The organism is Vagococcus salmoninarum (assembly GCF_003987495.1).
Taxonomy (GTDB): Bacteria; Bacillota; Bacilli; order Lactobacillales; family Vagococcaceae; genus Vagococcus_D; species Vagococcus_D salmoninarum.
Genome location: NZ_NGJU01000007.1, coordinates 108,519 through 135,303 on the forward strand (window position 1 = coordinate 108,519; position 26,785 = coordinate 135,303).

At 38.2% G+C, this 26,785-nt stretch carries 26 protein-coding genes and 1 other annotated feature; of the genes, 20 read left to right on the top strand and 6 right to left on the bottom strand.

The features are described from left to right. Positions 1-68: 68 nt before the first annotated feature. The 5 genes from CBF35_RS06250 to CBF35_RS06270 all read right to left on the bottom strand — a co-directional run bounded on the left by CBF35_RS06250 (position 69) and on the right by CBF35_RS06270 (position 5,195). Positions 69-293 carry a hypothetical protein gene (locus CBF35_RS06250; protein WP_126779202.1) on the bottom strand — a complete coding sequence of 75 codons (225 nt, stop codon included), beginning with the start codon at positions 291-293 and terminating at the stop codon, positions 69-71. 76 nt (positions 294-369) lie between these two features. Further along, complete coding sequence (locus CBF35_RS06255; RefSeq protein ID WP_126779204.1) at positions 370-1,113, bottom strand: LytR/AlgR family response regulator transcription factor; 744 nt, start codon at positions 1,111-1,113, stop codon at positions 370-372. Between the two features lie 4 nt (positions 1,114-1,117). Further along, positions 1,118-2,422 carry a GHKL domain-containing protein gene (locus CBF35_RS06260; protein WP_126779206.1) on the bottom strand — a complete coding sequence of 435 codons (1,305 nt, stop codon included), beginning with the start codon at positions 2,420-2,422 and terminating at the stop codon, positions 1,118-1,120. Between the two features lie 1,064 nt (positions 2,423-3,486). After that, positions 3,487-4,095 carry an ECF transporter S component gene (locus tag CBF35_RS06265; protein ID WP_126779208.1) on the bottom strand — a complete coding sequence of 203 codons (609 nt, stop codon included), beginning with the start codon at positions 4,093-4,095 and terminating at the stop codon, positions 3,487-3,489. A 95-nt stretch (positions 4,096-4,190) separates the two neighbouring features. Beyond that, complete coding sequence (locus tag CBF35_RS06270; protein WP_126779210.1) at positions 4,191-5,195, bottom strand: acrylyl-CoA reductase family protein; 1,005 nt, start codon at positions 5,193-5,195, stop codon at positions 4,191-4,193. A gap of 206 nt (positions 5,196-5,401) precedes the next feature. Between CBF35_RS06270 and CBF35_RS06275 the strand changes: the two genes are divergently transcribed. The 20 genes from CBF35_RS06275 (at position 5,402) to CBF35_RS06370 (ending at position 26,551) form a co-directional block, all read left to right on the top strand. Continuing rightward, positions 5,402-5,944, top strand: a complete 543-nt coding sequence (locus CBF35_RS06275) for a helix-turn-helix domain-containing protein (protein ID WP_126779212.1) — start codon at positions 5,402-5,404, stop codon at positions 5,942-5,944. Positions 5,945-5,993: 49 nt separating this feature from the next. Beyond that, positions 5,994-7,097: an ABC transporter ATP-binding protein gene (locus tag CBF35_RS06280; RefSeq protein WP_126779215.1), complete on the top strand. Its 1,104-nt coding sequence runs from the start codon at positions 5,994-5,996 to the stop codon at positions 7,095-7,097. Next, positions 7,097-7,912 (top strand): ABC transporter permease, encoded by an 816-nt coding sequence (locus tag CBF35_RS06285; RefSeq protein WP_126779217.1) that lies wholly within the window; start codon positions 7,097-7,099, stop codon positions 7,910-7,912. Before CBF35_RS06280 ends, CBF35_RS06285 begins: the two co-directional genes overlap by 1 nt. Next, positions 7,909-8,739 (top strand): ABC transporter permease, encoded by an 831-nt coding sequence (locus CBF35_RS06290; RefSeq protein WP_126779219.1) that lies wholly within the window; start codon positions 7,909-7,911, stop codon positions 8,737-8,739. Before CBF35_RS06285 ends, CBF35_RS06290 begins: the two co-directional genes overlap by 4 nt. Continuing rightward, positions 8,736-9,809, top strand: coding sequence for an ABC transporter substrate-binding protein (locus CBF35_RS06295; protein ID WP_126779221.1), 1,074 nt, complete (start codon positions 8,736-8,738; stop codon positions 9,807-9,809). The genes CBF35_RS06290 and CBF35_RS06295 overlap by 4 nt, the downstream gene beginning before the upstream one ends. Before the next feature lie 168 nt (positions 9,810-9,977). Further along, a complete protein-coding gene (locus CBF35_RS06300) occupies positions 9,978-10,952 on the top strand; it encodes a LacI family DNA-binding transcriptional regulator (protein ID WP_170174724.1) in 975 nt (324 codons plus the stop codon). A 1-nt stretch (position 10,953) separates the two neighbouring features. Next, entirely contained in the window at positions 10,954-11,859 is a 906-nt protein-coding gene (rbsK, locus tag CBF35_RS06305) for a ribokinase (RefSeq protein WP_126779225.1), read from the top strand. After that, positions 11,834-12,223 (top strand): D-ribose pyranase, encoded by a 390-nt coding sequence (rbsD, locus tag CBF35_RS06310; protein WP_126779227.1) that lies wholly within the window; start codon positions 11,834-11,836, stop codon positions 12,221-12,223. The genes rbsK and rbsD overlap by 26 nt, the downstream gene beginning before the upstream one ends. An 18-nt stretch (positions 12,224-12,241) precedes the next feature. Next, positions 12,242-13,738 (top strand): sugar ABC transporter ATP-binding protein, encoded by a 1,497-nt coding sequence (locus tag CBF35_RS06315; protein WP_126779229.1) that lies wholly within the window; start codon positions 12,242-12,244, stop codon positions 13,736-13,738. Next, positions 13,731-14,693 carry an ABC transporter permease gene (locus CBF35_RS06320; protein ID WP_126779231.1) on the top strand — a complete coding sequence of 321 codons (963 nt, stop codon included), beginning with the start codon at positions 13,731-13,733 and terminating at the stop codon, positions 14,691-14,693. Before CBF35_RS06315 ends, CBF35_RS06320 begins: the two co-directional genes overlap by 8 nt. Before the next feature lie 22 nt (positions 14,694-14,715). Next, positions 14,716-15,645, top strand: a complete 930-nt coding sequence (locus tag CBF35_RS06325) for a D-ribose ABC transporter substrate-binding protein (RefSeq protein ID WP_126779233.1) — start codon at positions 14,716-14,718, stop codon at positions 15,643-15,645. A 94-nt stretch (positions 15,646-15,739) separates the two neighbouring features. Continuing rightward, entirely contained in the window at positions 15,740-17,131 is a 1,392-nt protein-coding gene (locus tag CBF35_RS06330) for a metallophosphoesterase (RefSeq protein WP_126779235.1), read from the top strand. A 52-nt stretch (positions 17,132-17,183) separates the two neighbouring features. Then, positions 17,184-17,428: a binding site (T-box leader), on the top strand. Between the two features lie 117 nt (positions 17,429-17,545). Further along, positions 17,546-19,183: a peptide ABC transporter substrate-binding protein gene (locus CBF35_RS06335; protein ID WP_126779237.1), complete on the top strand. Its 1,638-nt coding sequence runs from the start codon at positions 17,546-17,548 to the stop codon at positions 19,181-19,183. A 15-nt stretch (positions 19,184-19,198) separates the two neighbouring features. Beyond that, positions 19,199-20,437 (top strand): peptidase T, encoded by a 1,239-nt coding sequence (pepT, locus tag CBF35_RS06340; RefSeq protein WP_126779239.1) that lies wholly within the window; start codon positions 19,199-19,201, stop codon positions 20,435-20,437. An 83-nt stretch (positions 20,438-20,520) separates the two neighbouring features. Beyond that, positions 20,521-21,372: a 4-(cytidine 5'-diphospho)-2-C-methyl-D-erythritol kinase gene (ispE, locus tag CBF35_RS06345; protein ID WP_126779241.1), complete on the top strand. Its 852-nt coding sequence runs from the start codon at positions 20,521-20,523 to the stop codon at positions 21,370-21,372. Positions 21,373-21,556: 184 nt separating this feature from the next. Continuing rightward, positions 21,557-22,246, top strand: coding sequence for a metal ABC transporter ATP-binding protein (locus CBF35_RS06350; RefSeq protein ID WP_126779243.1), 690 nt, complete (start codon positions 21,557-21,559; stop codon positions 22,244-22,246). Then, the gene (locus tag CBF35_RS06355) at positions 22,219-23,052 is read left to right on the top strand and encodes a metal ABC transporter permease (RefSeq protein WP_126779245.1); all 834 of its coding nucleotides are present in this window, start codon (positions 22,219-22,221) and stop codon (positions 23,050-23,052) included. The genes CBF35_RS06350 and CBF35_RS06355 overlap by 28 nt, the downstream gene beginning before the upstream one ends. 176 nt (positions 23,053-23,228) lie before the next feature. Further along, positions 23,229-24,047 (top strand): pur operon repressor, encoded by an 819-nt coding sequence (gene purR, locus CBF35_RS06360; protein ID WP_126779247.1) that lies wholly within the window; start codon positions 23,229-23,231, stop codon positions 24,045-24,047. Between the two features lie 45 nt (positions 24,048-24,092). Beyond that, positions 24,093-25,466, top strand: coding sequence for a bifunctional UDP-N-acetylglucosamine diphosphorylase/glucosamine-1-phosphate N-acetyltransferase GlmU (gene glmU, locus CBF35_RS06365; protein WP_126779249.1), 1,374 nt, complete (start codon positions 24,093-24,095; stop codon positions 25,464-25,466). 113 nt (positions 25,467-25,579) lie between these two features. After that, on the top strand, positions 25,580-26,551 hold the full coding sequence (locus CBF35_RS06370; protein WP_126779251.1) for a ribose-phosphate diphosphokinase: 972 nt from the start codon (positions 25,580-25,582) through the stop codon (positions 26,549-26,551). A gap of 61 nt (positions 26,552-26,612) precedes the next feature. Here CBF35_RS06370 and CBF35_RS15110 read toward each other — a convergent pair. Next, positions 26,613-26,785 (bottom strand): IS3 family transposase (locus CBF35_RS15110; protein ID WP_148112177.1); only part of this gene is annotated, 173 nt, incomplete at its 5' end.

Sequence of the window (26,785 nt, forward strand, 5' to 3'; positions counted from 1 at the left end):
AAGCTGGCTAAAAGGATCGGATAAATAAAAACAGGCTTAAAATTAAGAACCCTTTTTCAAGTTTAACATCATTGGTAAACACCAATGTAGCCTTTATTGCTCTTATAGGAATGAACTAATTTTTTTCCTCTATAAGTCGGCGCTGGCTTTTTTGGAAACCATTTCCTGATTGTTGTACTTCTGGCAATAATTTCAAACGTTTCAGGGGTTAACTTTTTTTCCGCATTTACTAACTGTGGGGATGTCCCTAATAATACTAATGCTACGAAACAACTTATAATGATTTTTTTCATGTTAAACAGCCTCCCGTCTTTCCTTATTTATATTATACGAAAAATAATGAGCATTAACTGAAAAAATCCCTAACTCTCAAAAATCGATCTGCAACGCTTCTTCAATTTGTTTGAGCTTACGTATAGAATAAAAACTATGCTCGCCATTCTTCATAGTCAGCTTACGATTGGTTTTGTCAATCCTTCGAATGTTTTGGATATTAACGACATAAGATTTATGGCTAATTAAAAGATAGGGAGATTGCTGAGGCATATCAGTTATTTTTCCATAAAATTCAACGGTACTATTTGTTAGATGTAACACTAATTTATGTGGGGTAGGTGATGTCTCAATAAACATCACGTCATCTAATGGAAAGACCCTCACCTGATTAGCTATAGTTAGTTTGATTCGCTGGTGATCGAGTTTATCTTCTCGTTGGTAATGTTTTTGAGCTTGGATGAGTGCTTCGTAAACCTTGGTTTGAATGACAGTTGGATTATCTTTTAGAATATAGTCCATCGCCTCTACTTTGTAGGTAAAGGTTAACACAAGTAGTTCACTATGGGTTGTGATAAAGATAATTTTCCCGTTTAGGTCCTTATCGCGAATATAGGCACCTAATTGGATACCGTTGATGTCTTGTCCTAAATCAACGTCTAAAAAATAAACCCCACGGGTACCTGGTGAGTGTTCCAAATAAGTGAGAATGTCATAGGGATCACTAGTACTTAAAGTTAGCTCCATATCAAAATTTTCAATCATAATGTAATCAGTAATAATTTTCTCCATCCGCGCTCTTTGGGCGGGATCGTCCTCACAAATAAATACGGCTAACATTAACTTACACTCCTTTTACGATCGTTAATTTCTGGGTAAAGGTATTAGGTGAAATAGTTGTTTCCAATAACACGTGTGGCTCTATAGTTAGCAGCTCGGCTACATTAGCCAGTCCTAAACCACGATTTTCCCCTTTTGTTGAAAATCCGGGTTGTTTTAATTGATGAAGTGGTTCAATCTCGTCTCGTGCACTATTTTGAATCACAAATACCACATCCTCTTGTAGTAAAAAAATGGCGACTGTCATTTTTTTAGTAGTCAATGTCTCTAACTCTTCAATGGCATTGTCCAGTAATATTCCCAAAATCCGAATTAAAATAATAGGATCTACCTTCAGCTCTGACGGAATTATGTCGCTAATTTCAAGTTGTACTGCGATTTCTTTTTCTTGAGCCGCAATTAATTTAGTTGTCAGGATACTTTTAATTTTTAAGGAATCAATCCGTTCTAAATCAGTTAGCCGTAACATGTTATTTTCAAAGAGAGATTTGGTTTCTCGGAGGTGTTGATAATAAAAGTCCTTCAACTCATCTAGTTTGTCTTCGGCTAAATAATACTCGATTGAGGACAAAATATTAATGTAATCATGACGGAATTTTCGCATTTCCAAGGATTGTTTTTTAGTTTCAGCTGCATACTTGGCCATTAACTCATACTCTAATTTATTCGTTTCAATCGTTAGCGACAAGGCCTCATTTTTATTGAAAGTTTGAACGACTGAGAAAATCAAAAAACCTAGAGCTAGATAGAAAACTAAAATCAATAGGCTTAAAAAATGAGTATCTCCATGATTCACATACAATTTATAAGTCTGATGAACTAAGACAAGTCCAGTTAACACGTAGGAAAACTGTCGGCCTTTTTGATGGGATAAAATAAAAGGAAAGAGCCAATGGCGGGAGAGCCAAACGCTTAGACTAGTCAAAACAATGAGTAAAATCATTAGGACTAAAAAAAATAACCACTGAGTTCTAACTGGCTCAGTTGATAAAATAATCGAAACAAAGTCAGAGACGCCCCAAGTTATCAACCATTCAATTATATAAGCAAAGGAAACTGACAGTAATGATAAAGTAATATTTTTTCCTTTAGAACGTTTTAATGATAAAAATAAGTATAAGGAAAACAGTAATAGTAAATCTAATTCGCTAATGTTAAAAGCCACATACATACTCAAGCCTAAAATCAATCCCATTAAAAGAAGTGTGGAGCGATTTCGTGGCAGTCCAGGGTCTAATAAAAAATAAATGGCAGTAAAGATAAATAAATGACCGTATATTAAGTACATAATGATTGGGTCAACAAACAAGTTTTTTCCCCCTCCTAACGAAACAATTAAAGATTTTGAGTCGCTTTAAGTATACCAAAGGTTTAAGGTGGCAACACCATTTAATTAAGGTTGCTTTTTTACGTTAATGATTGAAAATGAGGCGTTTAAGACAATAACGTAAAAGTGTTTTAAAAAAAGCTATACTTAAATTAATAAAAAAAAGACCAAGGAGAGGAATAAAATACAAAAAAGTTTTCTTAGTTTTTTATGTGTGGTTATTTTAATTTCTGGATTAACGCCAATAGTAGCTAAAGCTTCAGAATTAGAGGAGAGTCAAGGGATTAATCTAGTTGATTTGCAGCCGTTGAATAATCTTAATACGCGGTCTTCAAATGGATATGTAAGTGAAAATTATAGTCAAACTAATTACAAAGTGAAAACTGAGTGGAAATACTCATACTCATTTACAGCTGGCATGTGGGTTTTTCTAAGAAATACGATGTGTTTAATCGCCGTGTAAGCTATACAGTAAGTTATGACCTATATGATCGTCACTGGGGGAACTTCATAAGAAAAATCAGTAGTATCAGACTAAATAACAGAAAATATTTATAGGTGGTGAAATTATGAATGTAAGAAATAAAAACACTAAAATTAATACGTACTTTTGGATATATGTCTATCTATATTTGCCGCGAGGCGTGATCACTATACAAGGGTCACGATGGAATACATATTTACATTTTAAAAAAGGTATCGTTATAATAATCGCTTTGTCTCTTTTATACTTTTCATTCTCAAAAAAGTTAAAAGACATAGACATCGACCTGAATAATATTATTATTAATTTATACGTATTATACGGAATCACTATCTTTGTAGAATTTATGCTTCTGGCAATCGCTTTATATAGTTAACTAGGTTCCTTTTCAAGGCCTATCTTTTTTGGGTAGAGGAAAAAAGATTATATATATTTCAGACCTAATCAAAAAAGGAACAGACATGAATCGATCATGTCTGTCCCTTTTTTTGCATGTGTCATTTTTGTTCTACTTCTTGATACTTAAACAAATGTTACTTTTATTTACATTGCCCTCTGACTATCAATGACGCAACTCAGGACTCAGCTTCGTGGCAGCAAAGATTGCCTTAGTAATCATCGGCGTAATAATTACCGCTCCAATGACTTCGGGGATTCCATTTGTTAAAACCGCCACTGCTAAGACAGCAAAGAGCCCGTTGGCAGTAGTTCCGTATTGGGCAGCTACGGGAGCGGTATAAAGTAAACCCATAGAACCTAAAACTAAAATCGTGTTAGTCAAGGTGCCAAGGGTAGCCGCCACGATAGTTGGTACGAATGTGGACTTAGTTTTTTTATAAAGAAAACTGAAAACGAAGCCTGCCACTAGGCCAACTAAAATTCGGGGAAGGACAGAAACTAAAGGGTTAGTAAAAATCAGTGTATCTAAAGGGGTAGTCGGCATAGTCCAGGCCCGAATCATGGTCGTTAAGCCCCAAACGAGGCCGACGAACATGCCGTCTTTCGTCCCTAAGGTAATGGCAGCGACAATCACGGTAATATGAATAATCGTTAAACTAATAAAACCAATCGGAATAAAGCCGAGAAAAGGCACCATGCCTTGAACAAAAATAAAAGCCATTAAAATTGCGCGGATTGTAATGCGATATGATTTACTTTGTCTATCATGCATCAGAGTTACCTCCTAAATTGAACTAAAAGCTTGTGTTTATAATAGAGAGAAGGCGTCTGAAAGTCAAGTCAGACGCCTATTTTTTATTGATTTAATTAGTTAACTTTGACTAAGTTACGACCAGTCATTGTCCCAGCTTTTAATTGAGCGAAAGCTTCAGGTAATTCAGCTAAGCCGATTTCCGCTTTAGCGAATTGCTCAATGTTAGCAGGCATCATATCACTAGCTAAACGATTCCAAATGTAAAGGCGACGTTCGTTAGAAATATTAACGGAGTCAATCCCTAAAATGTTGACCCCACGTAAGATGTAAGGTAAGACCGTCGTACCGAAAGCGACTCCGCCAGCATTGCCACAAAGTGAAATACTGCCATCATAAGCAATTTGGGGAATCAAGGTTTCTAATTGTTTACCGCCAACCGTATCTAAAATATAGTCGTAAGCTTGTTTTAATAATGGCCGAGCTTTTTCAGGGGAAATTTCCTCGATCGTCACAACTTTTTTCACACCAAGGTCAGTAAAGTAAGTCGATGATGTGTCCTTTTTCCGTGAAAGAGCTGTGATGTTGTGATAGCCTAATTGTTTTAAAATCCCAATGGCAATACTCCCAACGCCACCAGAAGCCCCAGTGACTAAGATTTCCGCCTCTTTGTTTTGGCGTAAGCCTTGTTTTTCTAAAGCGTTAACGGATAAAGCGGCTGTTAAGCCTGCTGTTCCGAAGATCATACTATCTTTTAAACTCAAACCAGCCGGTAAAGGAATAATCCATTCTCCGGGAACTTGAGCGACTTCACTAAAACCACCACTATGGCTAACGCCGAGACCGTAACCAGTGACTAAAACTTCTTGACCAACTGTAAAGCTCGGGTCAGCTGATTCAAGAACGGTACCACTTAAATCAATACCAGGAATAATTGGGTAGCTTCGCACGACACCAGATTTCTCATCACTTGCTAAGGCGTCTTTAAAGTTGACAGAAGAATAAGCGACTTTGATTAAGACGTTGCCAGCAGATAATTCAGTTTGCTCAGCTTGACGATAATTAGCAACTAAGACATCAGCTTGATTTTTTTCTAAGACTAAGGCATTAAAATTTTTCATGTTTGAAACTCCTCATATAATTTTTTTAGAACTTCTTTAAGTATAGGTAAGAAAATCAAAAAAAGCGAATAGAAGTTGCAAGAAAACCTTGTAATTTTACTAATAGGCTTGTATACTATTGCTTGTTTGTAAACATTTAGTTTACCTATACTATACTTTTGTCTTTTGAAGTTGACTTATACTATACTTATTAAAGAGGTGCTGTGATGGAAATCGGTAGTAAGATTAAAAACCTCCGAATTCAGAAAAAACTAACTCAAGAAGAGTTAGGGGAACGAACAGATTTATCGAAAGGTTACATTAGTCAATTGGAACGTGATTTAAGTTCACCTTCAATGGAATCCTTTTTTAATATTCTCGAAGTCTTAGGAACGACACCGGAACAATTTTTTAATGAAGAGGCGAAAGATCAAAAAGTCGTTTACGATGAGAGTGAACGGACGATTTATTTTGATGAAGAAAAACATTACCAAGTGGAGTGGCTAGTGCCAGATTCAATTGAAAACGACATGGAGCCAATTTTTTTAACACTAGAAGCTAAAGGCGAGTTTCGCGAATACCCGCCGTCAATGTCAGATACTTTTGCCTATGTATTAGCAGGAGAAGTCTGTGTTGAAATCGGCTTAAAACGTTATTTTGCCAAAGTTGGCGAAACGATTTATTACCAAGCCACAGACACGCATCAAATAAAAAATACTAGTTCAGAACAAAGCAAGTTATTAATTGTTGCAACAGAGTCTTATTTATAAAAGGGGAAGAAGTCACTACTTAGGGACTTCTTAAAAAGGGAGCGAGAAAATGGGAAACAATATTATTACTTTTGATCAAGTTAAGAAAGCCTACGAAGAGACGATTGTTTTGAAAGATGTTAGTTTTGAAATCGAACAGGGGAAGTTTTATACCTTACTCGGCCCTTCCGGTTGTGGTAAGACAACGATTCTGCGGTTAATTGCCGGTTTTATTGAAGCTGATCAAGGAGAGATTCGCTTAGAAGGTAAACGGGTGAACGATATTCCTGCCAACAAGCGGAAAGTTAACACTGTCTTTCAAGATTACGCCTTATTCCCACATATGAATGTCTTTGACAATGTGGCCTTTGGTTTAAGAATTAAAAAATTATCAAAAGAAAAAATTGCTGAAAAAGTTCATGAAGTTTTGAAAATGGTGCAATTATCCGGCTTTGAAGACCGTGAGATCAGTGAAATGTCAGGGGGCCAACGGCAACGAGTAGCCATCGCCCGGGCCTTAGCTAACGAACCGGAAGTCCTGTTATTAGATGAGCCTTTGTCAGCCTTAGATTTAAAGCTGAGAACGGACATGCAATATGAACTAAGAGAGCTTCAAAAACGTTTAGGGATTACCTTTATTTTTGTGACCCATGATCAAGAAGAAGCCTTAGCTATGAGTGATGAAATCTTCGTCTTAAATAAAGGGGAAATTGTTCAAAGTGGTAGTCCTGTGGATATTTACGATGAGCCGATTAACCGTTTTGTCGCTGATTTTATTGGTGAAAGTAACATCGTCGATGGGGTGATGGTCGAAGATAACGTGGTTCAATTCGTTGGTAAATCCTTTGAATGTGTGGACAGTGGGATGCGCCCGAATGAACCAATCGAAGTCATGCTGCGCCCAGAAGATATGAGCTTAACGACTGTAGCAAAAGGTAAGTTGAAAGTGAAAGTCGATAGCCAGTTATTCCGTGGGGTCCATTATGAAATTGTCGGTTATGACGAAGAAGGCAATGAGTGGGTCGTTCATTCAACCCGGAAAGCAATCGAAGGTACGGAAGTTGGACTTTTCTTTGAACCAGAAGACATCCACGTCATGCGTTTCAATGAGTCAGAAGAAGAATTTGATGCCCGTCTGGAAAGTTATGAAGAGGAAGGGGAGGTCAATCATTAATGACAGCAACTAGAAGAATTTACGCCATTCCATACGTGCTGTGGCTGATGCTTTTCGTCATTGCCCCAGTCTTACTCATCATCTATCAATCATTTAAAGGGATTGATGGCAGTTTCACTTTAGACAACTACCGGATCTACTTTTCATCAGGGACTTATTTACGGATGACTCTGAACTCTGTTTTTTATGCCTTTATTATTACAATGGTCGTGTTAGTTATTAGTTATCCAGCGGCTTATGTCTTAAATCAATTAAAACATAAGCAACTATGGTTAATGATGATTATTTTACCAACTTGGGTTAACTTACTCTTAAAGGCTTATGCCTTTATTGGCATTTTTAGTGCACATGGTAGTATCAATCAATTTTTAGAATTTATCGGCATTGGCAATCGCCAAATTCTCTTTACTGATTTTAGCTTTATTTTCGTGGCAGCTTATATTGAAATACCTTTTATGATTATGCCGATTTTTAATGCCTTAGAAGAAATGAACCCTTCCTTAATTAGTGCCAGCCGGGATTTAGGGGCTAATAGTTTTGAAACTTTCCGCCGAGTGATTTTTCCTTTATCAATGAACGGTGTCAAAAGTGGCGTCCAAGCGGTCTTTATTCCCTCTTTAAGCTTGTTTATGTTAACGCGCTTAATTGGTGGGAATCGGGTGATTAATTTAGGAACAGCCATTGAAGAGCATTTCTTAGTGACGCAAAACTGGGGCATGGGTTCCACGATTGGCGTGATTTTAATTATTGCCATGGTAGTCATTATGCTTTTAACTGGTGAAAAGAAGAAAAAAGGAGGTCGTAGTAAGTCATGAAAAAGAAAATTAGCTGGTCTAAATGTTACTTACTACTAGTCTTTGTCTTATTATACTTACCGATTTTCTATTTAATTTTCTACTCCTTTAATGCTGGTGGCAGCATGACAAGCTTTACTGGCTTTACGTTAGAACATTATCAAGCAGTTTTTGAAGATAAGCGGCTAATAGGCATTGTTTTGAATACTTTTATGTTAGCTTTCTTATCAGCCTTAATTGCGACAACTATCGGGACTTTTGGGGCAATGATGATTTATTACACAAAAAAACGTAAAAATCGGAATGTCTTAATGAGTGTTAATAATATTTTAATGGTTTCACCAGACGTGATTATCGGAGCGAGCTTCTTAATCTTCTTTACTTTCTTAGGTTTAAGCTTAGGTTTCTCCTCAGTCTTACTGTCACATGTGGCCTTTAGTATTCCGATTGTCGTTTTAATGGTCTTACCGAAACTCCAAGAGATGAATGACTCGATGATTGATGCCGCTAGAGATTTAGGGGCAAACAATTGGACAGTCATTCGTAAAGTGATTTTACCTTTTATTACGCCGGGCGTGATTGCTGGCTATTTTATGGCCTTTACTTATTCTTTAGATGACTTCGCCGTGACTTTTTTCGTGACTGGTAATGGCTTTTCAACTTTATCAGTGGAGATTTATTCCCGGGCCCGCCAAGGAGTTAGTTTAGAAATCAATGCCTTAAGTGCGTTGTTATTCTTATTCTCATTGTTCTTAGTGATTGGTTATTACTTTATTAGCCAAGGGAACTTATCGAAAAGCCAACGGAAGCGCCGTAAAGAACATGGAGAGGTGGCGAATAGTCTATGAGAAAATTAAGAACCTTAATTATCGGAATTGTCGGGATTATTCTTTTATTAGCCATCGGTAGTCGCCAACTAGAAAAAGCCCAAGGATTTTCTGGTAGTAACACTTTAACGATTTATAACTGGGGAGATTACATCGATCCAGCGTTGTTAAAAAAGTTTGAAGCTGAAACGAGCTATAAAGTAAGCTACGAGACCTTCGATTCAAATGAAGCGATGTTTACTAAAATCCAACAAGGTGGTACGGCTTATGATTTAACCATTCCTAGTGAGTACATGATTCAAAAGATGATGAAGGAAGAGATGTTAATTAAGCTTGATTATCAAAAAATTAAAGGGATTGAAAACATTGATCCGCGCTTTCTGAATCAAGACTTCGATGTCGACAATCAGTACTCGATTCCTTATTTCTGGGGAACTTTAGGGATTATTTACAATGATAAGTTCTTTAAAGAAGAAGACATTCAAGAATGGGATGACTTATGGAAGCCAGAATTGAAAAATAATTTAATGCTAATAGATGGGGCTAGAGAAGTGATTGGCTTGGCTTTAAATAGTAACGATCAATCGTTAAACAGCAAAGACCTTGATCACTTAAGGGCAGCCTCAGAAAAGCTTAAAGAGATTACGCCAAATGTTAAAGCAATTGTGGCAGATGAAATTAAGATGTACATGATTAATGAAGAGAGTGGTGTCGCTGTGTCCTTTTCAGGAGAAGCAGCGGAAATGTTAGATAATAATGAACACTTACATTACGTGATTCCAAGTAAGGGGACTAACTTGTGGTTTGATAATATCGTAATTCCTAAAACAGCTAAAAACATTGAGGGAGCTTACGCCTTTATCAACTTTATGTTAGAACCAGAGAATGCCGCCCAAAATGCGGAATACATCGGTTACTCAACTCCTAATGAGAAGGCTTTAGAGCTGTTACCAGCGGAGATAACTAGTGACGAACAGTTTTACCCAAGTGATGAAACAATGGCTCATTTGGAAGTCTATGAAGATTTAGGGCCAGAGTATTTAGGAATTTACAATGATTTGTTCTTAGAATTTAAGATGCATCGGAAATGAAAGTAGCCACACTTCTGGAACCTGTTTAAAAGGTTTCAGAAGTTTTTTTTATCTAAATATCTGACTATAAAAAAGATTTGACAAGAAATAGGTAACCGGTTACAATGAATGTGTAATCGGTTACCTATTTGGTGTTATTTACCTAAAGTAACTTATGGAGGTGGAAAGATGGCGACAATTAAAGATGTAGCAAAAGAAGCAGGACTTTCAGTTGCTTCAGTCTCACGCTATATAAATAATAAAGGGTATGTCGGTGAAGATGCAAAATTACGTATCGAGGCAGCCATACAAAAATTAAATTACCGTCCGAATGAAATTGCTCGCTCGTTGTTTCAAAAAAAAACTAATATGATTGGTTTAATTATTCCAGATATTTCTAACCCATTCTTTCCAATGTTAGCTCGTGGTGTTGAAGATTATTTGGCAGAACATAATTATCAAATGGTTTTAGGCAACACAGCCAACGATATAATTCGAGAAAATCAGTATTACAATTCCTTTCAACAACATAATTTTGCAGGCATTATTACTGCTGTGGAACCACTACATGAAGAAGAGCGAACGGTTCCCGTCATTCATATCGACCGAGTAAGTGAAGGCAGTCAATTTTATGTGAGAGCAGACCATTTTTTAGGTGGTCACTTAGTTGCCCAAGCAGTCATAGACTCTCAACCGAAAAAAGTCTTAATTATGAGTGGTCCAAAAAATATTTGGAACGTCTCACAAAAAAATCAAGAATTAGTCAGTCAATTGCAAGGACAAAAGGTTCCTTACACAGAATTAGCTGTTGAAACCTTTGGCTTAGAAAACATTATGACCATCGTTAAAGAAGTCTTTGCTAAAATTCCAGAACATGACACAGTTGTAGCAACCAATGATATTCACGCCATTTACTTAATTAAAGAAGCCTTGTCTCGGGGCATCAAAATACCGGAAGAGTTACAAGTGATTGGTTATGATGGCATTGATTTTGCTGAATTGTTAGTGCCAACTTTAACGACTGTGAGACAACCAGTTTATGAAATGGGAAGTTTAGCTGCGGAAATGTTGATTAATCAAATTAAAGGGCAAGGTAACGACAATAAAAGAGTCTGTTTACCAGTGACAATAAGCCCAGGAGCAACAATGAGAAAGAAGGATTAAAATGAAAAAAATCATGGTAATTGGTAGTATTTCAATGGACTTCGTTGTTAAAACGAACCAAGTTCCAGCTGAAGGGGAAACCTTAATCGGTGAAAGTTTTAATACTTACTACGGTGGCAAAGGGGCTAATCAAGGCGTTGCAGCAAGTCGCTTAGGTGGGCAAGTCTCAATGATCGGCGCTGTAGGCAAAGATGTTTTTGGCCAAGAAGTCTTAACTAATTTACAAAAGAATCACATTAATACAGAGGGCATTAAAGAAGTTTCAGAAATTTCAACAGGGGTCGCCCATATCATCGTTAAAGATGGTGACAATCGGATTATCGTTGTCCCAGGGACGAATGACTGTCTGGAAATTAACGACATTGCGCAACATCAAGAGGCGATTTTAGCAAGTGATGTGGTGATTTTACAAAACGAAACACCAGCCGAGGTCATTGACTACGTGATTAACTATTGTTACCAAAACAACGTTGCAACCGTCTTGAACCCAGCTCCAGCCCGTGAGATGTTAGCTAGTACGATTGCCAAAGCAACTTACTTAACCCCTAATGAAACCGAGTTTGGCTTATTATTTCCAGACTTGCCTTTAGAGGAAGCTTTAGAACAATACGCGAATAAATTAATTGTGACTTTAGGTAGTCAAGGAGCCGCTTTCCATGATGGGAAGCAGTTACAAATGGTTCCGGCTTTCAAAGTTAAACCAGTTGATACAACTGGGGCGGGGGATACTTTCAATGGTGGTCTGGCCGTGGGAATTGCTAATAACTTAAGTTTGAAAGATAGTGTAACTTTTGGTAATTTAGCCTCTTCCTTAGCCGTCCAAGCGAATGGCGCCCAAGCTGGTATCCCGACATTAGCGCAAATGAAAGGGGAGCAGGCATATGATGAAGCATGGCATATTGAATAGCGATATTGCAAAAGTCTTAGCTGATCTCGGTCATACAGATCAAATTATCATTTGTGATGCTGGTTTACCAGTTCCAGCCGGGGTTCCAAAAATTGATGTGGCACTGGCTTTAGGTGTCCCAAGTTTTAATGATGTTTTGAGTCTTTTAGAAGCTGAAATGGTAGTCGAAAAAGTTGTTTTGGCAGAAGAAATTAAAGAGCATAATCCAAGGGTCCTCGCCCATGTGGCAAGTCTCTATGAGGAAATCGGCTATGTCTCCCATGAGGAATTTAAACGACTAAGTAGTCAAGCAAAAGCAATTATTAGAACTGGGGAAAATACCCCTTACGCGAATATCATTTTACAAGCCGGGGTATTATTTTAAAAGAGGAGGTGGCAGTCAATGGAAATTAAAATGACAGACATCAGTAAAAGTTTTGGACAAAATAAAGTGTTAGAAGGTGTTGATTTTGAATTAACGACTGGCGAAATTCACGCACTAATGGGTGAGAATGGCGCAGGAAAATCAACATTAATGAATATTTTAACTGGTTTACATAAACGAGATGCTGGTCAAATCATGATTGACGGTCAAGAGCATTACTACGAGTCAACGAAAGATGCTGAAAATCATGGTGTCAGCTTTATTCATCAAGAAATCAACTCACTGTCGAATATGACCGTCATTGACAATATGTTTCTAAACAAAGAGATCAAAACGAAATTGGGCCTATTAGATTATAAAGCCATGGAAAAAGAAGCCCGGCGAGTCTTTGAGCAACTTAATATTAAGATTGATTTATACAAAGAAATGGGCGAGCTATCAGTTGGTCAACAACAAATGATTGAAATTTCAAAATCATTAATGACTGAGGCGAAAGTCATTATTATGGATGAGCCGACTGCTGCCTTAACTGAACGGGAAATTAACGTCCTCTTTGAAGTTATCAGTAAACTTAAAGAGAATAACGTCTCGATTGTCTATATTTCTCACCGGATGGAAGAAATATTTGCGATTTGTGATCGGATTACCGTGATGCGTGATGGGATTACCGTTTCAACGCGACGAATTGTTGATACGAGTTTTGAACAAGTCGTGAAAGAGATGGTTGGTCGCGAAATTAGTGATTTCTACCCAGAAAAAACCTCAGAAATCGGTCAAGTTAAATTTGCTGTCCAAGGCCTAAATAAAGCCGGCATGTTTAAAGATGTTAACTTTGAAGTCCATGAAGGTGAAATTCTTGGATTTTCAGGTTTAATGGGAGCTGGCCGGACTGAAATTATGCGAACAATCTTTGGCTTAATCAAAAAGGATAGTGGTAAAACATTTTTGAATGGTGAAGAAGTTATCCTTAAAAGTCCTCATGGGGCAATTGAAAAAGGGATTGGTTTTTTAACAGAAGACCGTAAAGAAGAAGGGTTGATTTTAGATTTTACGATTAAAGACAATATTTTATTACCGTCAATTAGTGAGTTTTCAAAAAAAGTTATTATTGATGATAAGTTAGTAAATGAGTTTACAGAGTTATTAGTTGAACGACTGACTGTTAAAACTACGAGTATTAATGAGGCCGCTGGGAGTTTATCTGGAGGAAATCAGCAAAAAGTCGTTTTAGCAAAATGGTTAGGAATCGGACCTCAAGTCTTAATTTTAGATGAGCCGACCCGAGGTGTCGATGTGGGAGCTAAACGAGAAATTTATTTATTAATTAATGAACTAGCCGCTCGCGGAGTAGCGATTATCTTAGTTTCTAGTGATTTGCCAGAAGTTTTAAGTATTAGTGATCGAATCATGGTTGTGCGAGAAGGACAAATTAGTGGATCATTAACTAAGGCAGAAGCGACACAAGAAAAAATTATGCATCTAGCTACGGCTACAGGAGGGAAAACACATGATTAATCCAGAACTTAAAGAAAAAAAATCCCTTGATTTTGGCAGTTTAATGTCAAAATTAGGACCACTTGTGGCCTTGTTGGCACTAGTTTTACTAGTCACAATTATGAACCCTAGTTTTATTTCATCTGTTAATATTTTGAACTTATTAAGACAAGTCTCGATTAATGCGTTGATTGCTTTCGGGATGTCCTTTGTCATCCTAACAGGTGGGATTGACTTATCCGTTGGTTCAACCTTAGCATTATCAGCAGCTTTAGTTGCTGGTTTGATTTCAGCAGGAATTAATCCAATGTTAGCAATGGTTGCTGGCATGCTTTTAGGAGCATTTTTAGGAATGGTCAATGGTTTATTAATTGCCAAAGGTAACATGGCACCTTTTATCGCCACCTTAGCAACGATGACCATTTACCGGGGAATTACTTTAGTTTATACCGATGGTAACCCGATTACTGGTATTGGCGACAGCTTCATCTTCAAATTTGTCGGCCGAGGCTACTTGTTCGGGATTCCTTTCCCAATTTTAATTATGTTAGTCAGCTTTATCTTATTGTTTGTCCTATTGCATAAAACGGCTTTTGGTAAAAAGACTTATGCGATTGGTGGTAATATCAAAGCCGCTAAATTAGCAGGTGTCAAAACAGATAAGATTCAAATTTTAATTTACACATTATCTGGATTCATGGCTTCAGTTGCCGGGATTATTTTAACCTCACGTTTAAATTCAGCTCAACCAACAGCTGGTCAAGCTTACGAGATGGACGCGATTGCTGCTGTAGTTTTAGGTGGCACAAGTTTGTCAGGTGGTAAAGGTCGGATTTTTGGCACATTGATTGGTGCCTTAATTATTGGAACAATTAACAATGGCTTGAACTTACTAGGGGTGTCTAGTTTCTATCAACAAATTGTTAAAGGTATTGTGATTATTATTGCGGTGCTATTAGACCGCAAGAAAAAATAAAAAAAGCAGAGGAGCAACAAAAATGAAGAAATTTCTATTAACGATGGCAACAACAGCTTTAGTTTTAGCAGGATGTGGGAGTGCAACTCTTGATGGTGAGTCAAAGGACAAAGAAACGACTAAAGAAAAAGCCCCTTCAGAATTAAAAGTCGGTGTTAGTATTTCAACGTTAAACAACCCATTTTTCGTTTCTGTTAAAGATGGTATCGACAACTTAGCTAAAGAAAATGACACGAAGACGATTGTCGTTGATGCTCAAAATGACTCAGCTAAACAAAGTAACGATGTGGATGATTTAATTCAGCAACAAGTCGATGTGATTTTAATTAATCCAGTAGATTCTTCAGCAATTCAACCAGCTGTCGAAGCTGCTAACGATGCAAAAATTCCAGTCATTGCCATCGACCGTAGTAGTGACGGTGGTGAAGTCTTGACATTAGTCGCTTCTGATAACGTTAAAGGTGGCGAAATGGCCGCACAATTTATTTTAGATAAAATTGGTGAAAATGGTCGTGTCGTTGAACTTCAAGGGATTCCTGGAGCTTCAGCTACCCGTGAACGTGGAAAAGGGTTTGAAGAGTTTGCAGAAGGTAAACTTGAACTTGCTGAAAAACAATCAGCCGAGTTTGACCGTGCCAAAGGTTTAACAGTTATGGAAAATATCTTACAATCAACAAAAGATATTAAAGCCGTATTTGCCCAAAATGATGAAATGGCTTTAGGTGCTATTGAAGCCCTAGAAGCAGCTGGTAAAAAAGATGTGATTGTTGTTGGTTTTGATGGTAACGATGATGGATTGAAAGCTGTTGAAGAAGGTCGTTTAACGGCAACAATTGCACAACAACCTGATGAAATGGGTAAAATTGCGTTACAAGCAGCCTATGATTTCTTCGCTGGTAAAGAGTTAGGTGCTAAAATTGATTCACCATTAGCTTTAAAAGAAGCTAAATAAGGTAGAAAAGTCTCTGTTGTTAAGACAGAGGCTTTTTTTTTACGCTAAAAACTATGCTATACTTTACTCAAAAGCAACTTCTAGGAGGGATAAAGTGACTAAAAAGCAGCTTTTCGTAGTACTAATAAGTCTTGTAGGATTAGGGAGTTTATTCGTCATATTAAGTGATAGATTCACTGATTCGCCCATGGCACAAGTTGAAGTCGATCCTTCCCTTGCCCTTGTGAATCAAAAGGATAAAATTTGGGTGATCTCAGATACCCATTATTTGTCGGACACGTTACATGATGATGGTGAAAAATTTGAATTTATTAAAAAAACTGCCGCAGGGAAAGACTTAGACTTTCCTCGAGAACGGTTAGAAGCGTTGATTTGGCAAGTTCAACAAGAAAGACCAAAAGTGTTAATTGTTAGTGGTGATTTAACCTTAAACGGGGAGTACCAAAGTGCCAAAGAACTGGCAGACTACTTTAAAGAAATTGAAGCCTTAGGCACAGCTGTCTACGTCATTCCTGGTAATCACGACATTGCTGATGGTTGGGCTCAGAGCTATCAAGGGAAAGAAGTTCAGCGAGTCAAACAAATTTTACCAGGTGATTTCGCTGAGTTGTTTGCTGAAATGGGCTATGAAGAGGCGATTTCCCGAGACAAAGACTCCTTAAGCTACGCTGTGAAACCTTTTGAGGACCTTTTGCTAGTAATGATTGATACGAATAAGTACATCAATGATGTTAGCCATAGTAATCCTACAACTAGTGGCAAGTTAGGACCGAAAACCTCTGATTGGTTAGAGACCGTCTTTACTAAGGCCAGTCAAGAGGGGCTAAAAGTGATTCCAGTGATGCATCATAATTTGATTCATCATAACGGGAAAATAAATCAAGGTTTTACGATTGATAAAAGTGAGGAGGTTCAAGAGTTCTTTGGTAACCATGGAGTTGAAGTTGTCTTAACAGGCCATATCCATGCACAAGATATTGCTTCGATTGACTACCAAGGGCGCAAAATCTATGATATTGCCACAGGGTCATTTGCCTCTTTGAGTAATAGTATTGGTGAATTAAAGCTAGCGAATAACCAGTTAATGTATCAACGGCAACCGTTGAAACTTACTGATTGGGCGCGGGAAACAAATCAAAAAGACGTTCGACTTTTAAATTATGACAACTACTCCCAAGAACTCTTTCGATTAGACGGTGAAGGGATGGCTCATCGTCAAATTTATGAAGAGAATTGGTACGAAGAAGAGAGTGCCCAAGTTGTGGCGGAATTTGTTGGTCGGATGAATAATCGCTACTTTGATGGCTTTGATTACATTGCAGAGGAAAGTCAGTTAGCTGCAATTAAAAAAGAAGCAGGTTATCAACTGTTAAGTCAGCAACCAGAGAGTTTTCTGTTCCAATACATCGAAACGATTTTAGCTGATTGGGATACGAATGATGTGGCGGTTAAACTGCCTTTAAATCCTTTGACTCGAAAAAATTGACAAAGATTACGACAATCTTTATACTTCTATTTAATCAGAAAAGCAATTAAATAGAGATGCGTTGAAAAGGAAAGTATATTTCTTAACCCATTCAAAGAGAGCTCCCACCGGTGAAAAGGAGTAATGGCGTGAAGTAGAAAATGGCCTTAGAGCATTGTTAGTCAACTTATTAGACTAACACAGGTGTGCCTGTTATAGCACCAGAGCTTAGTCGTTTTGAGCTTGGATAAGTGGTTAATGGTCAAACATTAGCAAACAAGGTGGTACCGCGAAAGTTATGAAACTCTCGTCCTTTGTTCTATGAAAATAGAATGAAGGGCGGGAGTTTTTTTGTTTAGTTAAACTAACAAAGCTCATCGGGAAACAACGTCGTCTCTAGAAAACTGATTAACAAATTAAGAGGGGGAAGTAAGTATGAAGAAGTGGCAATTATTAACAGTTAGCATCTTAGGGTTAGGATTATTAGGTGGGTGTGGCAGTCAAAAGACTAGGGGAAATCAAGAAAGTCAGGGACTTGAACAAAAAATTGCAGTCAGTGTGCCGACAGAGTTAGTTACCCTTGATACAACCCAAACCACAGATAAAAACACTTTTACGATTGCTCAACATTTATTTGAAGGCTTGTATCGTTTAGATGAAAATAGTGTCCCAATACCGGGATTAGCTAAAGAAGCCGCTGAGATTAGTCAAGATGGCTTAACGTATACTTTTAAATTACGAGCAGATGCTAAGTGGAGTAATGGTGACAAAATTACAGCTGGGGATTTTGTATACGCGTGGCAAAAATTAGTTGATCCGAAAACGGCGGCACCTAATGCTTATTTATTAGATAGTGTTAAAAACAGCCAAGAGATTCGTGTCGGTGACAAACCGGTCACTGATTTAGGGGTCACGGCTATTGGGGAAGAGGAATTCCAAGTTCAGTTAATTTATCCGAAACAATCATTTTTAACCTTAATTTCGATTGCGTGGTTAGCACCCCAAAATCAAGCTTTTGTGGAAGCTCAAGGTGAGAACTACGCTAGTGACAGTGATCATTTGCTTTTTAGTGGGCCTTTTGTCATTAATGATTGGGAACAAGGCAGTGATACTTGGACTTTAAAACCAAATGACGCTTATTATGATCGCCAAGAAGTTAAATTAACAGAAATTAGTGGTACGACAATTAAAGAAGAAAATACTGGGATTGATCTATTTAATACCGGTGAGTTAGATTTAACAAAACTTTCAGGAACCTTTGTTGCTGAATATGCAGATGATCCTAGTTTTGTCAGCCATGCGGATATTGCTAATACGTTTTTAGATTTTAATAAAAAGCCTGGGACACCTTTAGCAAATGAAAACTTACGACGGGCAATTGCCTTAAGTATTGATAAGGAGTCTTTAACAAAGCATGCCTTAAATGATGGTGCTAAGCCTTTAAATGGTTTAATTCCGGAAAAGCTCTTTATTAATCCAACTAATCAAGAAGACTTCCGTGCATACAGCGGTGATTACTTAGTTTATAATAAAGAAGCTGGGAAAGCAGTCTGGGCTTTAGCGCAAAAAGATTTGGGGGAGGAAATTGAATTGCCTTTGTTAGTGTCAGATGATGATAGTGGCAAAAAGATTTCTGAATACATTCAAAACCAATTACAAGAAAATTTACCAGGTTTGAAAATCACGATTACCCCACAGCCCCGGACGAATGTGAACCAATCACGCCGGGACAAAGATTATCAGTTGTCGATTTCTAGTTGGATGGCTGGTGACAATGATTTAGGGATGTATTTCATTTTATATGAGACTGATTCGGCGTATAACTATGGCAGTTTTAGCAACTCAAGTTACGACAAGTTAGCAGTTTCAGCTAAAACGACGAATGCTAACGATGTGACGAAACAGTTTGCCGATTATCAAGCAGCTGAAAAAATCTTATTAGAAGAAGGCATTGCTCAAGTGCCTTTGTTCCAAAGCGCCTCAAATTATTTAATTAATCCTAAGATTACGGGCATGGAATACCCTTCTTATGGAAATTATTTTTATTTACGCAATGCCCAATTAACAGACTAAGAAAGTAGGTTTATCATGACATTTTCATTACTAGAAAGTTTTATAAAATACGCTAAAATTAACACTCGTTCCGATGGTAGTAGTACGTCAGTGCCAACAACAGCCAGCCAAGTGGCTTTTGCCAAAGAGTTTGCCCAGGATTTACAAGCATTAGGGTTAAGTGAAGTTGAGTACTTAGAGCAGAATGCCTTTGTCACGGCGACCTTACCGAGCAATACCCAATCAGTTGGCCCAGTAATTGGTTTGATTGCCCATTACGATACAGCTGACTATCACGCCGAAAACATTCAGCCCCAAGTTCATCCAAACTATGATGGGGAGGATATTTTACTAAATGCTGCTGAAGGCATTACTTTGTCTGTTCAAGAGTTTCCAAATTTAAAAGACTACCGTGGGCAAACCTTGATTACGACGGATGGTACAACGTTGTTAGGGGCAGATGATAAGGCGGGGATTGTTGAAATTCTCGGCGCTGTGGACTATTTCTTACAACACCCAGAGTTGCCTCGTTGTGAAGTTCGCTTAGCTTTTGGGCCAGATGAAGAAATCGGTAAAGGGGCGGATTTGTTCGATGCCTCTCACTTCCGGGCCAAGTATGCCTATACGATTGATAGTGGCCGAGTAGGTCATTTAGAATATGAAACCTTTAATGCGGCTCAAGGAACAGTGACAATTGACGGCTTAAGTGTTCATCCAGGCACGGCTAAAAACAGCTTAATCAATGCGATTAAGCTTGGTAAGCAGTTAGATGACCTCTTACCACAAAATGAAGTTCCCGAAGCCACAGAAGGCTATGAAGGCTTTTATTTATTAAATAAGTTCAGCGGGACAGTTGATCGAGCAGAACTCGTCTATATTATTCGTGATCACGACAGTCAGAAGTTTCTTGAACGACAAGCCTTTCTGAAAGCAAAAGTTGCTGAAATTAATGCTAGTTTAGATAAAGAACGTCTGAGTTTAACTTTAGAAGACCAGTATTACAACATGGGTGAGATTATTAAGGGGGATTTTTATCCCGTAGAACTTGCCTTAAAAGCGATGGAAAACCTTCAAATCAAACCAATTGTAACACCTTTCCGGGGTGGCACCGATGGCTCGAAAATTTCCTTTAAAGGGATTCCGACACCGAATATTTTTACAGGTGGTGAAAATTTTCACGGTCAGTACGAGTTTATTAGTTTAGAAGCAATGGAAACCGTAGTCGCAACTTTAATTGAAATCATTCAACTTAATACAAAAGGTTATAAAAACTAAACCTATTTGGGAGTCATATTTCTATTTAGCGCCAAATGTTGTATAATATGAAGAATTATGACTTTAAAAGTAAGGTGAGATCTATGGAAATTATCGAAAAAGCCCCAGCTAAAATCAATCTGGGATTAGATGCACTATATAAAAGAGATGACGGGTACCACGAATTAAAAATGGTAATGGCCAGTGTCGACTTAGCTGACAAGTTGATTTTCCGTGAGCTTGAGGAAAATCAGATTTTGATCGAAACTGACAGTAGTTTTTTACCTGTGGATAAGCGCAACCATATTTACCAAGCGGCGGAATTGCTTAAAGAACGTTTCGGCATTACTAAAGGGGTTCATGTGGAAGTGCGCAAACGCATCCCGGTAGCTGCTGGTTTAGCTGGTGGTAGTAGTGATGCCGCCGCCGCTTTACGGGGCTTAAACCGTTTGTGGGACTTGGACTTATCTTTAGCAGAACTAGCGGAGCTTGGTGTCGAAGTCGGTTCAGACGTGCCTTATTGCGTCCGTGGCAATACGGCAGTCGTCAGTGGCCGAGGGGATTTAATTAAGTCCTTGCCAGCGATGCCTCAATGTTGGGTCGTCTTAGTGAAACCAAGAATCAGTGTTTCTACGCGAACAATTTTTAGTTCGTTGTCTTTTAATGAAATCATGCACCCAAACATTGGGGAAATCGAAGCTGCTGTAGTCGCAGGAGATTATCAGCGGTTGATTGCTAATTTAGGTAACTCTTTAGAAGACATTACGATCCAAAAACATCCAGTCGTTCAGCAGATTAAAGACAAGATGATGAAGTTCGGTGCGGATGCTGCTTTAATGAGTGGCAGTGGGCCAACGGTTTTTGCCCTCTGTGATAAGTATTCACGAGCCCAACGAGTTAAAAATGGCTTGCGGGGATTTTGTGAAGACGTGCATATTGTCAGAACTTTAAAATAGTTAGCAAAAGGTAGGGGGGACTATTCGTCAGCCCTACTTTTTTATCCGTTTATTAATGGCTAGTGAGCAATTAAACAAGATCCTTGACGGGAGTTTTATCTCGTGTTATTCTACTAATTGCTAACAAAACGGAAAGGTTACGTTTTGATGAAGTTGAAGTATAAGTAATTAAACATAGAGGAGGATGGCCGTGGCCCATTATATTGAAGTCAATAATTTAACTTTTTATTACGGCGAAGAGCCAGTCTTACAAGATATTTCTTATCATGTTGATCCCGGGGAATTTGTCATTTTAACTGGTGAAAACGGAGCAGCTAAGTCGACCTTGATTCGGAATACTTTAGGTCTTTTAACCCCAGCAACTGGGGAAGTGACAGTGGCACAAAAAAATACCCAAGGGGAAAAATTAAGTATTGGTTATATTCCCCAACAAGTGGCTTCTTTTAATGCTGGCTTTCCTAGTACTGTCTTAGAACTTGTCCAATCTGGACGCTATCAGCGAGGAAAATGGTTTAAACGTTTTTCTGATAAAGACAATCAACATGTCGAACGGGCCTTAAAGTCCGTGGGTATGTGGGACATGCGTCACAAAAGAGTAGGAGAATTATCTGGTGGTCAGAAACAAAGAATCTGTTTAGCGAGAATATTTGCGACAGACCCAGATTTGTTCGTCTTAGATGAGCCAACTACTGGAATGGATGAAGGATCTCGTGGTGACTTCTATGAATTATTACGACATAATGCCCATGACCACGGTAAAGCCGTCTTGATGATTACCCATGATCACGAAGATATTAAGAAATACGCTGACAGACACATCCGTCTTGTTAGAAAGGAGGATTCCGAATGGCGATGTTTTCATATGAGTTCATGATTAGAGCCCTCTTAGCTGCAAGTTTTATGGCAGTGATTGCTCCCATGTTAGGTGTCTTTTTAGTAGTTAGAAGACAGTCATTACTAGCAGATACCCTTTCTCACGTTTCTTTAGCCGGGATTGCTTTAGGTTTCTTTATTAACGTTAACCCAACTTTAACGACTTTAGTTGTTGTCGTGATTTCCGCAGTTGTTTTAGAATATTTACGTATGATTTATAGTACGTATTCGGAAGTCTCTACGGCAATCTTGATGTCTGGTGGTTTAGCCACAGCTTTAGTTTTAATGAATGCGAATAAAGGCAATTCTTCTATGCGAATTCAACAATACTTATTTGGCTCAATTGTCACGATTAGTTGGGATCAAGTTAAGATTTTAGGGGTGCTATTCATTGCCTTGATTGTTCTCTTTTTCCTATTTAAGCGGCCAATGTATGTTTTAACTTTTGATGAAGATACAGCCCATGTGGATGGCTTACCAGTTCGGTGGATGTCTTTATTATTTAATGTGATTACAGGAATTGCGATTACTGTGATGATTCCAATTGCCGGGGCCTTGTTAGTTTCAGCTATTATGGTTTTACCAGCAGCAATTTCTATGCGAGTCGGTAAGAGCTTTAATCTCGTACTACTTTTTAGTATTATTACTGGTTTGATTGGCATGTTATCAGGTTTATTCGTCTCATATCAAGCAGATACTCCACCTGGAGCAACAATTACGTTGATTTTTATTATGATCTTTTTAATTGTAACGATCGTTAAAAAACTTTGGAGTAAAAGTAAAATTAAACGGAGTAGTCGAGGATAACTCGGCTGCTTTTTTAATATTCCTAAAATACTTCATTTGAGAACGTTTCCAGCAGAGGAAAGCTATCTAAATTAAAATTGACGAACGTTTTATAAGAAAAAGAATAAAAGACTAGGCTTTTCACGGATTTAATCATATAATATGAGATGAATAATAAAGTAGAAGAGGTGACAATTATGAAGGTTAGAAGAAGTGAACGATTAATTGATATGACTCAGTATTTGTTAGAGCATCCCCACACATTGATTTCTTTAACTTTTTTTGCGAAAAAGTACAGTTCTGCGAAGTCCTCAATTAGTGAAGACTTAGGTATTATCAAAAGAACTTTTAGCAGTCGTGGCACTGGTATTTTAGAAACAATTCCAGGAGCGGCAGGTGGGGTGAGATTTATCCCAGAAATGTCTAAAGAAGAAGCCAAAGAGATTGTCGCAGGTTTATGTGAACGTTTATCTGAAAAAGATCGTCTTTTACCAGGTGGTTACGTCTATTTATCAGACTTATTAGGGGAGCCAGAATTACTCCGCCAAGTCGGTCAAATTATTGCATCTAAATACAAAGATCAAAAAATCGATGCCGTGATGACGGTAGCAACAAAAGGTGTCCCGATTGCCCAAGCAGTTTCATACCATTTGAATGCACCATTTGTAATTGTCCGTCGTGATTCAAAAATCACTGAAGGCTCAACAGTGAGTGTCAATTACGTTTCTGGGTCTTCCCAACGAATTGAAAAAATGGAACTATCAAAACGGAGCTTAAAACGGGGCTCTCGAGTCTTAGTCGTCGATGACTTTATGAAAGGCGGCGGCACGGTTAACGGTATGAAAGGCCTAATTGAAGAATTTGAAGCAGAATTAGTAGGAATTACCGTCTTTGCTGAATCGACCTTTGCTGGCCGTCGGGTGATTGACGAATACAGTTCATTATTATGTGTCAAAGATGTTGATACCCAAACGAAAACCATTAAAGTAGTACCAGGCACTTATTTCGATAAGTAAGCCCAAATTATCATTAAAGCTTTAAATTATTGAGGAGGAACACAAGTGAAAAAGCGCTACGCAATTATTTTAGCAGCAGGTCAAGGCTCACGGATGAAATCAAAACAATACAAGGTTTTGCATGAGATAGCTGGTAAATCAATGGTTGAGCATGTTTTAGGTAACGTCGATCAACTTGCACCAGAGCTAGTCGTTACCGTGGTTGGTTTTGGAGCCGAAAAGGTTAAAAGTAAATTAGGGACTCGTTGCGAGTATGCGCTCCAAGCGGAACAAAAAGGCACAGGTCATGCGGTGTTAATGGCAAAAGACAGCCTAGGAGACAAAGCTGGGACGACTTTAGTGATTTGTGGTGATACACCGTTAATTACTGCGGAAACTTTAGCTGATTTATTTAAAGAACACGAAGAAACAGGGGCGAAAGCGACGATTTTAACCGCTCATGCTGAGGATCCTTTTGCTTACGGCCGGATTATCCGTAACAGTACAGGCTCAGTTGAAAAAATCGTTGAAGAAAAAGATGCTTCCGATCAAGAACGGTTAGTTCAAGAAATTAATACCGGCACGTTTTGTTTTGATAACCAAGCCTTGTTTAGTGCCTTAGGCCAAGTCGGTAATGACAACGCCCAAGGGGAGTATTACTTACCAGACGTGATTAGTATTCTTCAACAACAAGGAGAGACTATCTCAGCTTATCAAATGCCAGAATTCAGTGATTCAATTGGGATTAATGATCGTTTAGCTTTAGCGGAAGCGACAGCGACGATGCGTCGTCGGATTAATCGTCAACATATGATTAACGGTGTGACTTTGTTTAATCCAGAAGCCACATACATTGATGCAGATGTGATGATTGGCAATGACACTATCATTGAAGCAGGGGTTCAACTAAAAGGGCAAACAGTCATTGGTAATGGTTGTTACATCGGTGCCAATAGTGAAATTATTGCTAGCCAAATCGGCGACAATGTTAAGATTACTTCTTCCCATATTGAAAAAGCAAAAGTTGCTGCTGGCAGTGACGTTGGTCCATTTGGTCGATTACGTCCAGGCACTGAGTTAGCTGAAAATGTCCATGTCGGTAATTTTGTGGAAGTCAAAAACAGTATTGTTGGCCAAGGAACTAAAATCGGTCACTTATCTTATATTGGTGATGGGGATTTAGGGCAAGACATTAATGTTGGTTGTGGTACCGTTTTTGTGAATTACGATGGCAAAAATAAATCTCGTTCAACAATCGGTGATAATGCCTTTATTGGTTGCAACACGAATATTATCTCACCAGTCGTGATTGGCGAAGGGGCCTTTACAGCTGCGGGCTCAACAATTACGGAAGATGTCCCAGCAGATGCCTTAGCAATTGCTCGAGCGACTCAAACAAATAAAGAGGATTATGCGAAAAAATTACCTCATAATAAATAAAAACAGCATAAAAACACGATAATGACTTGATTTTCACATAGAAAATGACTACTATTTATAAGGAAGCATTTATATTCTCAAATTAAAAGCGAAAAAAGAAAGCGGAGGTCCTCATGTCGAAACATTACTTTGATCCAAGACTGAAAATATTTTCCCTAAACTCTAATAAAGCGTTAGCGGAAAAAATTGCGGAAGCTGTAGGAGTAGAGTTAGGTAAGTCATCAGTAAACCAATTTAGTGATGGTGAAATTCAAATTAATATTGAAGAAAGTATTCGTGGTGATCATGTTTACTTGATCCAATCTACAAGTTACCCAGTCAATGATAATTTAATGGAATTATTAATTATGATTGATGCTTTGAAACGTGCAAGTGCTAAAACAATTAACGTTGTGATGCCTTACTACGGTTACGCTCGTCAAGATCGTAAAGCCCGTTCACGTGAACCAATCACAGCCAAATTAGTAGCGAACATGTTAACAGCAGCGGGAGCAACCCGGATGTTAACATTGGACTTACACGCTGTTCAAATCCAAGGATTCTTTGATATTCCTGTGGATCACTTAATGGCAGCTCCTTTATTAGCCGATTATTTCATTACAAATGGCTATGTAGGTGATGACACAGTCGTTGTTTCACCTGACCATGGTGGGGTAACCCGTGCTCGTAAATTAGCTGAATTCTTAAAAGCACCGATTGCTATTATTGATAAACGTCGTCCGAAAGCCAATGTGGCTGAAGTGATGAATATTATCGGTAATGTTGAAGGCAAAAAATGTATTTTAATTGATGATATGATTGATACTGCTGGGACAATTACTTTAGCAGCCACTGCTTTGAAAGAAGCCGGTGCCGTTGAAGTCTTAGCAAGTTGTACTCACCCAGTCTTATCAGGACCAGCTATGGAACGTTTAGCTGATTCGCCAATTGAAAAAGTGATTGTCACTGATTCAATTTATTTACCAGAGGAAAATCGCATTGATAAAATAGAAGAAGTAAGTGTTGGCGCGTTAATCGGTGATGCAATCAAACGCATCCACGAAAACAAACCCGTTAGCCCATTATTTGAGAAGAAAACGAAATAAACAAAAAACCGAGTCAGGCATGTGGGACTGAACCCTTAAAATGAGACAGTAATAAAAACACCTATGCGGTTGCTTGTTTTCGATAATCTATCGGAGATAAGTAACCGTATTTTTGTTGAATTCTCTTTTCATTATAATACTTGATGAAATTTTGTACAGTTTCGATTACACTAGTAGTAGAGCATCCAAGCTCTGACTGTATTGAGAACGTTTCAGACTTTAGAGTGGAATGAA

Excerpts from the sequence above, each read along its gene's own strand:
- CBF35_RS06285 (WP_126779217.1), top strand. The coding sequence starts at position 7,097 with ATGACAGCAACTAGAAGAATTTACGCCATTCCATACGTGCTGTGGCTG.
- CBF35_RS06280 (WP_126779215.1), top strand. The coding sequence starts at position 5,994 with ATGGGAAACAATATTATTACTTTTGATCAAGTTAAGAAAGCCTACGAA.
- ispE (WP_126779241.1), top strand. The coding sequence starts at position 20,521 with ATGGAAATTATCGAAAAAGCCCCAGCTAAAATCAATCTGGGATTAGAT.
- CBF35_RS06370 (WP_126779251.1), top strand. The coding sequence starts at position 25,580 with ATGTCGAAACATTACTTTGATCCAAGACTGAAAATATTTTCCCTAAAC.
- purR (WP_126779247.1), top strand. The coding sequence starts at position 23,229 with ATGAAGGTTAGAAGAAGTGAACGATTAATTGATATGACTCAGTATTTG.
- pepT (WP_126779239.1), top strand. The coding sequence starts at position 19,199 with ATGACATTTTCATTACTAGAAAGTTTTATAAAATACGCTAAAATTAAC.
- CBF35_RS06250 (WP_126779202.1), bottom strand. The coding sequence starts at position 293 with ATGAAAAAAATCATTATAAGTTGTTTCGTAGCATTAGTATTATTAGGG.
- CBF35_RS06295 (WP_126779221.1), top strand. The coding sequence starts at position 8,736 with ATGAGAAAATTAAGAACCTTAATTATCGGAATTGTCGGGATTATTCTT.
- CBF35_RS06320 (WP_126779231.1), top strand. The coding sequence starts at position 13,731 with ATGATTAATCCAGAACTTAAAGAAAAAAAATCCCTTGATTTTGGCAGT.
- CBF35_RS06275 (WP_126779212.1), top strand. The coding sequence starts at position 5,402 with ATGGAAATCGGTAGTAAGATTAAAAACCTCCGAATTCAGAAAAAACTA.
- CBF35_RS06255 (WP_126779204.1), bottom strand. The coding sequence starts at position 1,113 with ATGTTAGCCGTATTTATTTGTGAGGACGATCCCGCCCAAAGAGCGCGG.
- CBF35_RS06325 (WP_126779233.1), top strand. The coding sequence starts at position 14,716 with ATGAAGAAATTTCTATTAACGATGGCAACAACAGCTTTAGTTTTAGCA.
- CBF35_RS06335 (WP_126779237.1), top strand. The coding sequence starts at position 17,546 with ATGAAGAAGTGGCAATTATTAACAGTTAGCATCTTAGGGTTAGGATTA.
- CBF35_RS06350 (WP_126779243.1), top strand. The coding sequence starts at position 21,557 with ATGGCCGTGGCCCATTATATTGAAGTCAATAATTTAACTTTTTATTAC.
- CBF35_RS06300 (WP_170174724.1), top strand. The coding sequence starts at position 9,978 with ATGGCGACAATTAAAGATGTAGCAAAAGAAGCAGGACTTTCAGTTGCT.
- CBF35_RS06355 (WP_126779245.1), top strand. The coding sequence starts at position 22,219 with ATGGCGATGTTTTCATATGAGTTCATGATTAGAGCCCTCTTAGCTGCA.
- CBF35_RS06265 (WP_126779208.1), bottom strand. The coding sequence starts at position 4,095 with ATGCATGATAGACAAAGTAAATCATATCGCATTACAATCCGCGCAATT.
- CBF35_RS06290 (WP_126779219.1), top strand. The coding sequence starts at position 7,909 with ATGAAAAAGAAAATTAGCTGGTCTAAATGTTACTTACTACTAGTCTTT.
- rbsD (WP_126779227.1), top strand. The coding sequence starts at position 11,834 with ATGATGAAGCATGGCATATTGAATAGCGATATTGCAAAAGTCTTAGCT.
- CBF35_RS06315 (WP_126779229.1), top strand. The coding sequence starts at position 12,242 with ATGGAAATTAAAATGACAGACATCAGTAAAAGTTTTGGACAAAATAAA.
- rbsK (WP_126779225.1), top strand. The coding sequence starts at position 10,954 with ATGAAAAAAATCATGGTAATTGGTAGTATTTCAATGGACTTCGTTGTT.
- CBF35_RS06270 (WP_126779210.1), bottom strand. The coding sequence starts at position 5,195 with ATGAAAAATTTTAATGCCTTAGTCTTAGAAAAAAATCAAGCTGATGTC.